The sequence below is a fragment of the Streptomyces sp. 1331.2 genome, from assembly GCF_900199205.1.
Classification (GTDB): Bacteria; Actinomycetota; Actinomycetes; order Streptomycetales; family Streptomycetaceae; genus Kitasatospora.
This window is the reverse complement of sequence record NZ_OBMJ01000001.1, coordinates 5,518,549-5,530,322: the sequence shown is the minus strand read 5'-3', so window position 1 is coordinate 5,530,322 and position 11,774 is coordinate 5,518,549. Positions and strand designations below refer to the sequence as shown.

10 protein-coding genes and 2 riboswitches are annotated in these 11,774 nt (G+C 73.5%); of the genes, 3 read left to right on the top strand and 7 right to left on the bottom strand.

Features of this window, described 5'->3' with window-relative positions; translation table 11 throughout:
- The first annotated feature begins 230 nt into the window (after positions 1 to 230).
- Positions 231 to 1,604 carry a glycosyltransferase 87 family protein gene (locus tag CRP52_RS23780; RefSeq protein WP_097238242.1) on the top strand — a complete coding sequence of 458 codons (1,374 nt, stop codon included), beginning with the start codon at positions 231 to 233 and terminating at the stop codon, positions 1,602 to 1,604.
- A gap of 16 nt (positions 1,605 to 1,620) precedes the next feature.
- On the opposite strand, the gene CRP52_RS37725 is transcribed toward CRP52_RS23780, so the two are convergent.
- From CRP52_RS37725 to CRP52_RS23750, 6 genes are all read right to left on the bottom strand, one after another.
- Entirely contained in the window at positions 1,621 to 2,643 is a 1,023-nt protein-coding gene (locus tag CRP52_RS37725) for a hypothetical protein (RefSeq protein ID WP_097238241.1), read from the bottom strand.
- A gap of 191 nt (positions 2,644 to 2,834) precedes the next feature.
- A complete protein-coding gene (locus CRP52_RS23770; RefSeq protein ID WP_097238240.1) occupies positions 2,835 to 3,881 on the bottom strand; it encodes a C40 family peptidase in 1,047 nt (348 codons plus the stop codon).
- A 223-nt stretch (positions 3,882 to 4,104) separates the two neighbouring features.
- On the bottom strand, positions 4,105 to 5,226 hold the full coding sequence (locus CRP52_RS23765; protein WP_097238239.1) for a C40 family peptidase: 1,122 nt from the start codon (positions 5,224 to 5,226) through the stop codon (positions 4,105 to 4,107).
- A 10-nt stretch (positions 5,227 to 5,236) separates the two neighbouring features.
- A riboswitch (cyclic di-AMP (ydaO/yuaA leader) is annotated at positions 5,237 to 5,390 on the bottom strand.
- Between the two features lie 338 nt (positions 5,391 to 5,728).
- Positions 5,729 to 6,766 (bottom strand): C40 family peptidase, encoded by a 1,038-nt coding sequence (locus CRP52_RS23760; RefSeq protein ID WP_097238238.1) that lies wholly within the window; start codon positions 6,764 to 6,766, stop codon positions 5,729 to 5,731.
- Positions 6,767 to 6,965: 199 nt separating this feature from the next.
- On the bottom strand, positions 6,966 to 8,348 hold the full coding sequence (locus CRP52_RS23755; protein WP_179853072.1) for an NYN domain-containing protein: 1,383 nt from the start codon (positions 8,346 to 8,348) through the stop codon (positions 6,966 to 6,968).
- A gap of 214 nt (positions 8,349 to 8,562) precedes the next feature.
- Positions 8,563 to 8,826, bottom strand: a complete 264-nt coding sequence (locus tag CRP52_RS23750) for a hypothetical protein (RefSeq protein WP_097238237.1) — start codon at positions 8,824 to 8,826, stop codon at positions 8,563 to 8,565.
- A gap of 201 nt (positions 8,827 to 9,027) precedes the next feature.
- Between CRP52_RS23750 and CRP52_RS23745 the strand changes: the two genes are divergently transcribed.
- Both CRP52_RS23745 and CRP52_RS23740 read left to right on the top strand, forming a co-directional pair.
- Complete coding sequence (locus CRP52_RS23745) at positions 9,028 to 9,810, top strand: rhomboid family intramembrane serine protease (protein WP_097238236.1); 783 nt, start codon at positions 9,028 to 9,030, stop codon at positions 9,808 to 9,810.
- 42 nt (positions 9,811 to 9,852) lie between these two features.
- Complete coding sequence (locus CRP52_RS23740) at positions 9,853 to 10,134, top strand: Lrp/AsnC ligand binding domain-containing protein (RefSeq protein WP_030060206.1); 282 nt, start codon at positions 9,853 to 9,855, stop codon at positions 10,132 to 10,134.
- A gap of 22 nt (positions 10,135 to 10,156) precedes the next feature.
- On the opposite strand, the gene CRP52_RS23735 is transcribed toward CRP52_RS23740, so the two are convergent.
- A complete protein-coding gene (locus CRP52_RS23735) occupies positions 10,157 to 11,515 on the bottom strand; it encodes an aminotransferase class V-fold PLP-dependent enzyme (protein WP_097238235.1) in 1,359 nt (452 codons plus the stop codon).
- A 52-nt stretch (positions 11,516 to 11,567) separates the two neighbouring features.
- Positions 11,568 to 11,686: riboswitch (SAM riboswitch) on the bottom strand.
- Positions 11,687 to 11,774 lie beyond the last annotated feature (88 nt).

Below are 11,774 nucleotides of genomic sequence, written 5' to 3'. Positions count from 1 at the left end.
CCATGGCTCGCTCGGTCGGGGGGTGCTCGGCGCACCGCTGGGTGATCCGTACGATAGGTCAACACCATGACCCGCCGGGAACGGAACCGCGTACGGCAACCGTTTGACCGCCGGGTCAGTCCTAGTAGGTGGGTCCGGAGACCGGCCCCAGGGCCGTCGTCCGGGACGCGGCCCGGGCGTCCGTCAGTTCGACGCCTGGTGAGGACGTCCGCGACGAACGAGGGAGCGCAGTGGAATTGGCCCCGGCCACCGAGTCCGGTTCTCCGCGCGGCCGCCTCGGCCGCCCGCTCGGGGCGCTCGCCGCGCTCGGCGCGACCTGGGTGGCCACCCGGACCGTGCTGGTGCTGCTGATCACCGGCGTCCTGAAGTCGCCCGGCGGCGACGTCACGGCCGACGTGTGGATGATCTACCACGCCTGGTACGGCGTGCTGCAGACCGGTACCTTCCCGTTCGACGACGTGACCTGGCAGTACCCGCCGGGCGCCGCCCTGGTGATCCTGCTGCCGGGGCTGCTGCCCTGGTCGTACCTGGTCTCGTTCTGGGTGATCTGCGGGATCGCCGACGCCGCCGCGCTCGCGCTGCTGGTCCGCACGGGGCTGCGCCGGGGCCGGGCCCTGACCGGCGCCTGGCTGTGGGTGGTGGCCGTCCCGCTGCTCGGCCCGATGATCTACAACCGCTTCGACATCATCGTCACCGCCGTCGCCCTGGCCGGCCTGCTCGCGCTGATCCGGCGCCCGGCGGTCGGCGGGCTGCTGCTGGGTCTGGGCGGCATCGTCAAGGTCTGGCCACTGCTCGGGCTGATCGGCACCCCGTCCGGACGCCGTACCCGCCGTTCCTGGACGCTGGCGGGGGCCACCGCCGTCTCGGTCGGGTTCCTGCTCGCGGCGGGGATGAACGGCGCCTTCGACTTCCTGGCCTTCCAGAAGGACCGCGGCATCGAGGTGGAGTCGGTCGGCGCGCTGCCGCTGCACTTCGCCCGGATCGCCGGGGGCTGGGGCGGCCGGGTCACCATGAACTACGGCTCCCCCGAGATGCTCGGGCCGTGGGTCACCGTGATCAGCAAGGTGATGATGGCCGGCACCGTGCTCGGCTTCCTCTGGCTGCTGCTGTGGCGCTTCACCTCCAAGCGCCGCAACGCGGCCACCATGTACGACGCGGCGCTGTGCGCGCTGCTGATCTTCGTGGTGACCAGCCGGGTGATCAGCCCGCAGTACCTGGTCTGGCTGGTCGGCGTCGCGGCGGTCTGCCTGACCGTGCGCGGCACCAGCCAGCGGCCGGTGGCCCTGCTGATCCTGGTCGCCTGCCCGCTGACGCTGGTCGAGTTCCCGACCATGTTCACCCAGGTCCTGGCCAGCGAGCCCGGCGCGATCACCGTGCTGGCCCTGCGCAACCTGCTGCTGGTGGCCGCCACCGTGCTGTCCTGCATCCGGCTCTGGCGCTCCACCCGCGGCGAGGCGCCGCTGCCGCCGACCGTGGTGCTGGACCGCGAGCCCGCCGCGCTGCCGGCCGGCTCCGGCTACCCGGTGCGCCCGGGCATCGCGTACGAGCAGGACCTGCTGGACGGCATCGACCACCCGGGCGCCCCGGCCGAGCAGCGGCGCTGACCGGCCCTTCGACGTCTCAGGCCTTCAGCGCCGCCACCGCGTCCAGCCAGAGCCGGGTGAACTCAGCCAAACCGACGCCCAGTTCGGCGCGCAGCAGCCGGTCCGTACGGCGGTCCCGGTCCTCGCCCTGCCCGTCGCCCGCGCCGACGGCCCGGTAGAAGCCGACCAGCCGCTGCGGCCCGTAGCGGCGGGCGATCAGCTCGCAGGCCAGCCAGGACTGTTCGTAGGCCTGGGCGATGCCGGTGGCGCCGGCGGCGAAGTCCCGGTCGGCGGGCAGTTCGGTGGGCAGCCGCCCGGCGGTGACGTCCCGGGCCAGCTCGGGGGCGATCTGCCGCGGGGTGCGGCCGGAGTCCCGGTAGGCGGTCCAGTCGGCGACGCCCTCGGAGAGCCACAGCGGGGTCCAGGCCCGGGTGTCGGCCCTGGTCGCGACGTGCGTGGCCTCGTGGGTGACGACCACCTGCCGACCGAAGTCGCTGAGCCGCCCGTACGCCTCAGGGTTGACCAGCACCCGGTCCTCCGGGGTGTGCGAGGGCGCGCCGGGGGCGGCCACGGTGACCGCCGCCATGCCCGCCCAGGCCGCCGGGTCGCCCTCCAGCAGCCGGGCGAACTGCGCCTCGGTGGCGGACAGTTCGAACAGCAGTCGGCCGGGCCAGGCATCGCCCCAGACCGCGGTGACGGCGGGTACCGCGCGGTCCCCCACCGCGGCCAGCCCGGCCGGGTCGGGGCCGTCGGCCAGGCCGAGCACCAGGCAGTGCGCGCCCGGCGCCGACCGCGTGGCGCCGAGGTCCCAGAGCGCGGGCGGCCCGCCCGTGCCCTCCTCGTGCTCGACCCGCCAGCCGTCCCCGGCCCGGACCAGCTCGATCCGGCGCGGGTACACCACCGGGTGGTCGTCGTACCCGGCGATCCGCACCGCCAGGTCGGCGGCGGCGGTCAGCCGGTCCGGCGGCCCGGCCGCGGCGAGCACCAGGTTGCGGTACGAGGCCTCGGCGACCGGCAGCCCGGTCCGGGCCGGCAGCGAGCGCGCCCGCTCCGCCAGCACCGAGGCGACCGCGCCGCGCAGGTCGCCCCGCAGGCCGGCCGCCTGCCGGGCGGGCGCCGCCGCCGGAGCCGCGGGCGGCAGCGACAGCTGGAGCAGCCCGCCGGCCGCGAGCAGCAGCGCACCGCGCCGGGACAGCGCCCGGCGCGGTATGTGGGCGGGGTCGTGGCCGGCGGGGCCGGACGGCGACGCGCTCAGAGCCGGACCACCCCCGCGACCGGCATGGCGTTGACGCTCTCGTAACGGACCCTGGCGCCCGGGTAGGGGGCGTGGACGATGACACCGCCGCCGGCGTACATGCCGACGTGGTGCATGTCCCGGTAGAAGATCACCAGGTCTCCCGGTCGCGCGTCGGAGAGGTTGACCCGCTGCCCGGCGGACGCCTGGGCCTGCGAGGTCCGCGGCAGGGTCACTCCGGCCTGCCGCCAGCTGTAGTACATCAGACCGGAACAGTCGAACGCGCGGGGCCCAGTGGCCCCGTAGACGTACGGCGCACCGATCATCCGCACCGCGGCGGCCAGCGCGGCGGCCCCGCGCTCGGAGGCGGGCGGGGTGGTGCCCAGGTCCAGCCGGTCGGTGCCCCGGGTGGCGCGCTGCTCGGCGTCCCGGGCGTCCTGGGCGGTCAACCTGGCCCGCTCGACGGCGCCCAGGCCGTTGAGCAGCTTCTGCGCCGCGGCCAGCCGCTGCTGGATCTGCTGCTTGCTGTCGGCGAGCGAGCGGCGGGTCTCGTCCAGCTCGGCGAGCTTGCCGGCCGCCTCGGTGCGGCGCTGGTCGAGCCGGCGCTGGCGGGTCACCAGCTCGTGCAGGGCCTCCTGCTGCCGCTCGGCGGCCTGGCCGAGGGTACGGGCGCGGGCGAGGTAGTCCTCCGGGTCGGGCGAGAGCATCAGCTGGGCGGTCTGGTTCATCCCGCCACCGCGGTACTCGGCCCCGGCGACGGTCGCCAGGTCGCCGCGCAGCTCGTTGAGCTGGTCCTGGGCGACGGCGATCTCGCCCTGCAGGGTCGTGGTCTCGCCCTGGAGCCTGCGCTGGGCCTCCTGCGCGGCGTTGTACTTCTCCGACGCCTGCTCGGCCTCGTCGTAGAGCTGCTCCACCTGCGCCTTGACGTCCTTGCGGTCGGCCGGGTCCGGGGTGCCGGGGGCGGCCTGGGCGCTGCCGCTGGTCGCGACACCCAGCGCGGTGGTGGCGGCCGCCGTCAGCACCAGCGCACGGGCGAGCAGTTGGGAACGGCGGTGCACGGGCATGGCGGCAGCAGCTCCAATCCTGCGGTTCGGCCCCGCCGCCGCACTGCGGGCGGCCGTCGAGCGGGAGTCCGGTGGCAGACGTTAGCGAGTCCGGGCAAGCGAGTCCAAACCCCTCCCGACCCGAATATTTGACCCGTAATCGGACATCGGCCCGAACCGCGGACAAAGCCGCAGGCCCGGCCTTCCCTGACGGAAGACCGGGCCTGGCGGCGTCGGGCGGGAGTCAGACCCGCACGATGGAGGTCAGCGGCATGTTGGTGACGGCCTCGTAGCGGACGCTGGCACCCGGCTTGGGCGCGTGCAGCACCTGGCCGTTGCCCGCGTAGATGCCGACGTGGTGGGCGTCGCTGTAGAAGATCAGCAGGTCGCCGGGCTGGGCCTGGGACAGGTCGGTGCCGATCCGGGTGCCGGCGTTGGCCTGCTCCTGCGAGGTGCGCGGCAGCGAGACGCCGACCTGGTTGAACGACCAGACCATCAGACCGGAGCAGTCGAAGGAGCCCGGGCCCACGGCGCCGTAGACGTACGGGCTGCCGATCTTCGAGGCGGCGACGGACAGTGCAGCGGCACCGCGGGAGCTGCCGGGCGCGGCCGGCTTGACGACCGGCGAGGCCGGGCTCGTGGCGATGTCGCCGCGGCTGTTGTCGCGCGAGGCGCGGTCCGCGGCCTGCTGCTGGGCCTTGGCGGCGTCGGCCTGGGCCTTGGCGTCCGCGGCGGCCTTGTCCTCGGCCGCCTTCAGCGCCGCGCGCTCCTGGTCGGTGAGGGTGTTGAGCAGGGCCTGGGCGGCGTTCAGCTTCTTCTGGACCTCGTCCTTGGAGGCCTTCAGCTGCTGGGTGGTGGACTCCAGCTCGGCGAGCTTGCCCTGGGCCTCGGTGCGGTCCTGGTCCAGCTTGCGCTGCTGCTCCTGGAGCTGCTTCAGCTGATTCCTCTGGGTGTCACCGGCCTGGTTCAGCGCACCGGCCTGGTTGAGGAAGTTGTCCGGGCTGGAGGAGAACATCAGCTGGACGGTCGGGGATATGCCGCCGTTGCGGTACTGCTCCCCGGCGATCTCGGCGAGGCCGCCCTGCAGATCGGTCACCTGGGCCTGCTGGCGGGCCACCTGGTCCTGCAGACCGGAGACCTGCTTCTCCAGCGTCTGCTGCTTCTCCTGGGCGGCGTTGTACTGCTCGGTCGCCACCTCGGCCTGCTCGTTGAGCTGGTCGACCTGCTCCTTGACCTGGTCCTTGGTCGGCTGCGGGTCGGCGTGCGCGCCGGACTGCGCGGAGAGGGCGACGGCTGCGGCGGCGACACCGGTCAGGATCGAGACCCGGGCACGGCCTGCTGGCTTGGGACGACGATGGGACGCCACGAAGGCGGACTCCTTCTTCCTGCGTCCGCCTACCGGGTGAGCTGACGGGTTCGGGCCGGAAGCATGCCCTACGACGCCTCACGGCCGTTCTACCGGCCGACCTGGCGCCGATTCACCCCGGAGGAACGTGGTTCCCCGGCTCCGCTCCGCAGCGCCCCCGACCACTGGGCTCCCCTGTCGGGCAGTCGCTTCGACCTGCCCCGCTGCCTCGCGAACTCGGCGGTAACCACCGCCGCCACCCGGGCTGGGTGATCGACAGTGCGGTGGTTCGGGGCACGACCCTAGTAACTGAACCGTGATCGGTTCAAATCCTTGTCAGAAAAAAGACGGAAGATTACCCAAGTTCTCTTGTGAAAATGACCGATGGTGATCGCTGCCGTACGCAAGGCTGATCAGGTCTCACCAGTCGGTCGCAAAACGACGGAAAGCCGCGCGCCACCCCCGACCGGAGGTGGCGCGGATCACAGGGCCGAAACCCGGGCCCCTTCGGCGTGTCGGGCCGTCAGACCCGGCGGATCGTGTTGATCGGCATCGCGTCGGCCTTCATCACCTTCACCACGTCACCGGTGTGCGGCGCGTGGACCACCATGCCGTTGCCGATGTACATCCCGACGTGGTGCATGTCGCCGCCGTAGACGACCAGGTCGCCCGGCTGCGCCGCGGCCAGCCCGGGCACGGCGGTGCCGTAGTGGCCCTGCTCCTGCGAGGTGCGCGGCAGCGAGACGCCGGCCTGCCCGTACGCCCAGACCATCAGGCCCGAGCAGTCGAAGGTGGTGGACCCGGTGGCGCCCCACACGTACGCGGAGCCCTGCTTGCTCATCGCCTTGGACACCGCGACGGCCGCGTAACCGCTGGCCGGCGGCAGGCTGCTGAGGTCGACCCGGTCGCTGCCGCGCGAGGCGCGGTCGTCCTGCGCCTGCTGCGCCTTCAGCGCCGCGCGCTCGGCGGAGCTGAGCGAGTTCAGCAGGTCCTGGGCGGCCTTCAGCTTGGTGTTGACGTCCGACTTGGCCTGGTTCAGGTCCTTGGTGGTGGAGTCCAGCGAGGCCAGCACCGCGGCCGCCTCGGCCTTCTCCTGGTCCAGCCGGCGCTGCTGCTCCAACAGCCCCTTGAGCGCCTCGGCCTGGGTGGTGCTGGCCTGCTGGACGGTGGAGGCCTTCTCCAGGTAGCCGGACGGGTCGGAGGAGAGCATCAGCTGGACGGACGGGTCGATGCCGCCGGTGCGGTACTGCTCGCCCGCCACCTCGGCCAGGCCGCCCTGCAGCTGGGTCATCTGCTCCTGGCTGCGGGCCACCTGGTCCTGCAGCTGGTCGGCCTGCTTGCGCAGCTGGTCGGCCCGCTCCTTGGCGCCGTTGTACTTCTCCGCCGCCTGCTCCTGCTCCTGCTGGAGCTGGTCGATCTGCGCCTTGACGTCCGTCGTGTTCGGCTGCGGCGCGGCGTGCGCGGCCACCTGGGCGGAGAGCGCGACCGCGGTCGCAGCCGCAGCAGTGAGCACGGAGACTCGCGCGCGGCTCGGCTGCTTGGGACGGCGGTGGGAGGCCAAGGGCCCGGCTCCTTCTTCCATCGGACTCACCCGATCGGACGAGATTCCGGAAAATAGGTTTGACGCCAGACCCTAGTGAAGATCTAACCGATTTGCCACTCCCCCAAAGGCGTGAAGTCCGTTTCCCACACTGACTTCACCGGAAGCGCACACCGTCGCGAAACCCGCACCGACCAGCCGTCATGCCGCCCGACCGAGGTCAGGGCCGGGCCAGCCGGTTCAGCAGCAGCACCGAGGCCACCGGGCGCGCGCCCGCCTTCCGCACGCCCTCCGCGACCTCCCGGTCGGTGGAGACCACCACCACCGGACGGCCCTGCGGCTCGGCCCGCACCAGACGGCGGATCAGCTCGTCCGCGGTCTCCCCGGTCCGGCTGAACCGCACCCGGACCCCGCGCGGAGGCGCCATGATCACCGGAACGTCCAGGTCCTGCCCGTCGAACACACAGGTGACCTCCGCCTGCGTGCGCTGGGCCAGCATCGCCAGCCCGCCCAGCAGCCGGATCCGCTGCTGCTCCAGCGGCAGCGTCGGATAGCCGGTCTTCGTCACGTTGTAGCCGTCCACCACCAGGTGCACCTGTGGGATCGCCAGCAGCTGGTCCAGCAGCGCCGGATCGTCCTCGGCCAGCCCGCGCCGCGCCACGTCGTGCGGCGAGGCCGCACCCGGCACCACCGCCTCCACCAGGTCCGCCGGGCGGATCTGGGAGACCGGCAGCGCCAGCTCCCGCTGCAGCCCCTGGGCCGACTGCAGCACGGTGTCCAGCAGCAGCCGCAGCCGCATGTCCTCGACGCTGCGCCCCTCCCGGGCCGACCGGCGCCCCTGCTCGGCGGCGGTCTCCAGCTCGGAGACCCGGTGCCGGAGCCGCCGTGCCTCGCCCTCCGCAGCACTGCGCTCGGCCGCGCCCTGGGCCTTCGCCGCCTCCAGCTCCGCGGTCACCCGGCGCGTCTCGGCCTGCGCCCGGCGGGTGTCGCTCTCCAGCGACCGCAGCTTCTTGCGCAGCGACTCTGCCTCCCGCCGGACGCCCTCGAACTCCGCGCGCTGCCGGTCCAGGTCCGCCCGCGCCGCGGCCCGCACCTCGGCCAGCTCCGCCTGCAGCTTCTCCACCAGCCGGGTCGCCTCGGCGGCCGCGTCCTCGGCACCGGCCCGCTCGGCCTCGTCACCGGCCTCGGCGACCAGCCGGCTCCAGCCCGCCGAGCGCACCAGGTAGGCGGCAGCGGCGACGTCCATCGGATCGGCGGCGCCCGGGACGCTGCCCGACTCCAGCGCACGGACCAGATCCGGCTGCCCCAGCCGCAGCCGCTCCGCTATCCGCACCCGGAAGGCCGGCTCCGCCTCCAGCGCCGCGGCCAGCGCGGTGGCCGCGTACTTGGCCCGCCGCGCAGGGGTGAACTTCACGTACTGACGCAGGCTCTGCGGCAGCTCACCCGGCGGCAGTCCGCCCAAGGCGTCCGAGGCCAGCCCGACCACGCGCCGGCGCACCCCCTCCGGCAGCGGCCGGTCGAGCTTCTCGACCGCACGCTCCGGCCCTGGCTCCGGCCCTGGCTCCACGGAGTCGGACGGGGCAGTGCTCTGCGCCGGGCCCACCCCGGCGTCCGGCGCCTGCGCCTGCGCAGCGGGCCGAAGTCCCTGCGCTTCGCCGGGCTCCTTCGCTGCGTCCACCACGTCCTCGGCTCCGATCCTGTTGTCCGGCGGGTACGGCCGCGACCCCCCTGTCGTCACGCTCCGTGCTTCTTGTCTGTTCTGTATTGTCCCGTGCGGCGGACGGGCGCGCCGCGCACCGCCCGCCGGACCGGCGGGATCAGCCCTGCTCGGCCGGGGTCTGCGCGTCCTCGGCGCCCGGACGGGCCACCAGCTCGACCTGGTCCACGGCGTTGCACCAGCGGCAGCGCACCGACTCGACGGTCTCGCTCAGCACCTCGGTCTCCTCGACCTTGGACTCGCCGGCCAGGTCGAAGTGCAGGAACTCGGTCACCCGCGCGGTGCGGGTCACGTCGAAACGGGTGAGGTTGCCGCACAGCGTGCAGCGCCAGCGCGTCTCGGCGGTCAGGGCGGGGACGGTCATCGGGGATCCTCTCGGGTTTTCCCTGCGTGGGCCAGGCGCTCCCCCCGGAGCCCCGGCATCGGCGGCGGGAGGCGGGATTGCCCGCCCCAAGCCTATTGCCTGGGGCAACCGTCACGACCATCGGTCAGCCGAATAAGGCAGCTAGTCCACCTGCCGTAAACCGCCGTGTCACCTGCGGCGCCCGGAGGGATGCTTGGCCGCATGGCGCTCACGGCCCCCGACCACACCGCCGCACGGGGCGGCGGGCCGCAGCCCCCGGCCCCGGCGGTCACCTACGCCCTGATCGCGGTCAACACCCTGGTCTTCCTGCTCGGCCCGGCCGCCGGACTCAACCCGCTGTACGGCACCGGCCAGGCCCGGGTCTGCGCGGAGCAGCGGTACGAACAGCGCTGGGGCGCCGTCCCGGCCGAACTCCTGGCCGGACGGCCGCTGACCGCCGAACAGCTGGCCGAGGCCCCCGACCCGGTCCCCGGCTGCCGGGCCGCCCCGACCCCGGGCAAGCACCCGGCGCTGTCCGTCCTCTCCGGCCTCTTCCTGCACGCCGGCTGGCTGCACCTGCTGGGCAACCTGCTCTTCCTCTACGTCTTCGGCCCGACCGTCGAGCAGCGGCTCGGCCGGGCCCGGTACGCCCTCTTCTACCTGGCCGCCGGCAGCCTGGCCACGTACGGTTTCGCGCTCGCCGAGGCGCACTCGCCGGACTCCACCCGGGTCCTCATCGGAGCCTCCGGCGCGATCTCCGCCGTCCTCGGCGCCTACCTGCGCTTCCACCCGCGCTCCCGGGTGACCACGCTGGTCCCGCTGCTGTTCTTCCTGCCGCTGCGCTTCCCGGCCTGGCTGGTGCTCGGACTCTGGTTCGCCCTCCAGTGGTGGTCGGTGCACTCGGCGGGCCCGGGGGTGGCCTACCTGGTGCACGTGATCGGCTTCTCGGCCGGCTTCCTCTACGCCTGCACCGTGGTCCGCCACCCCTCAAGACGCCCCGGCTGACGCCCGATACGCTGGCGGCACCCCACAAAGGAGCCCGAAACAGTGATCACCGCCATCGTCCTGATCAAGACCAGTGTCGACCGCATCCCGGAGATCGCCGAGGCCATCGCCGCGATCGAGGGCGTCAGCGAGGTGTACTCGGTGACCGGCGGGTACGACCTGGTGGCGATGGTCCGGGTGCGCCGCCACGACGACCTGGCCGACGTCATCCCGGGCCGGCTCAACAAGGTCCCGGGCGTGGCCCACACCGAGACCCAGATCGCCTTCCGCACCTACTCCCAGCACGACCTGGAGGCCGCCTTCGCCCTCGGCCTGGACGAGTAGCGCCCGGTCCGAGGCTCAGGCTCTAGCGCCGGGTGTCCGCCACGCAACGCCCGCCCTCGTTGCGGTAGTTCCAGGCCGCGCCGTCCGTGACCAGCTCCCGGACGGCGGTCAGGAAGCGGTCGATGTGCTCGTCCGGGGTGCCGGCGCCGAAGCTCACCCGGATCGCGTTCAGGCTGCGCTCGCCCGGCAGCGAGGGCTCCGGCGCGCCGCACTCCGAGACCGCCACGTCCTCGTCCCCGAGCAGGGTCCGCACCAGCGGATGGGCGCAGAAGAGCCCGTCGCGCACCCCGATGCCGTACTCGGCGGACAGCGCGGCCGAGAAGTGCGAGCTGTTCCAGCCCTGCACCACGAAGGACAGCACGCCCACCCGCGGCGAATCGGTACCGAACAGGTTCAGCACCCTGACCTGCGGGATCTCCGCCAGGCCCACCGTCAGCCGGGCGACCAGCTGCCGCTCCCGGGCCTCCAGCGCGTCGAAGCCGGCCTCGCTCAGGGCCCGGCAGGCCGAGGCGATCGCGTAGGCGCCGATGACGTTCGGCGAGCCGGCCTCGTGCCGGGCCGGGCCGGTGTGCCACTGCACGGCCACCGAGCCGTCGGTCTCCCGGGCCACCGTACGGGTCGCCCCGCCGCCGGCAAGGTACGGCTCGGCCGCGTCCAGCCAGTCCGCCCGGCCGGCCAGCACCCCGGCGCCGAACGGCGCGTAGATCTTGTGGCCGGAGAAGGCGATCCAGTCGACGTCCAGGTCGCGCACCGAGACCCGGTGGTGCGGGGCCAGCTGGGCGGCGTCCAGCACCACCCGGGCGCCGTGCCGGTGCGCGGTCGCGGTCAGCTCGGCGACCGGCCACAGCTCGCCGGTCACGTTGGAGGCGCCGGTGACGCAGAGCAGCTTGGGGCCCTCGGGCGCCGCGGCCAGCGCGGTGTCCAGGGCGGCGACCGCCTCGGCCCGCGAGCGCGGCGCGCGCAGGTAGCTGACGTCCAGTCCGGCGTGCGCCCAGGGCAGCAGCGAGGCGTGGTGCTCGGTCTCGAAGGCGAACACCCGGGTGCCGGCCGGGACGGCGCCGGCCAGCAGGTTGAGCGAGTCGGTGGTGGCCCGGGTGAAGACCACCTGGTCGCCCTCGCGCAGGTCGAGGAACTCGGCGACGGTGCGGCGGCTCTGCTCGAACAGGTCGGTGGACAGCTGCGAGAGGTACCCGGCCCCGCGGTGCACGCTGCCGTAGTACGGCGCGTAGGCGGCGACGTCGTCCCAGACCCGCTGCAGCGCCGGCGAGCTCGCCGCATAGTCGAGCGCCGCGTAGCCGACCTTCTCACCGCTGACGAGCGGGACCTGGACGTCCGCACCGAGGACGGGGAGCGGGGCGCAGATTTCAGTGGAGACCGACATGAGGATGCACTCCTTCGGGGGTAAGGGACCCCCGGGAGTGCTCATCGTCGGGCGTCCGCGCTTGCCGCACGGACGGTTTGCCGTGGCGACCCGGTCCTCACCCAGGGCACCCCGCCACGGACGGAGGGTTGCCGGACAGCAAGCTGGGGCTTGACGCTGTCACTCATGACCTGCCGGAAACTCTAGGTCGCGTCCAGCGGGTGGTCAAACGGGCATCCACCATCCGGACAGCGCCTCCGGCCCGCTCGCCTCCGGTACG

Bases quoted from the DNA above. Each gene is read 5' to 3' on its own strand.
- CRP52_RS23750 (WP_097238237.1), bottom strand. From the start codon at position 8,826: ATGACCGTCCCCGCCCTGACCGCCGAGACGCGCTGGCGCTGCACGCTG.
- CRP52_RS23735 (WP_097238235.1), bottom strand. From the start codon at position 11,515: ATGTCGGTCTCCACTGAAATCTGCGCCCCGCTCCCCGTCCTCGGTGCG.
- CRP52_RS23745 (WP_097238236.1), top strand. From the start codon at position 9,028: ATGGCGCTCACGGCCCCCGACCACACCGCCGCACGGGGCGGCGGGCCG.
- CRP52_RS23770 (WP_097238240.1), bottom strand. From the start codon at position 3,881: ATGCCCGTGCACCGCCGTTCCCAACTGCTCGCCCGTGCGCTGGTGCTG.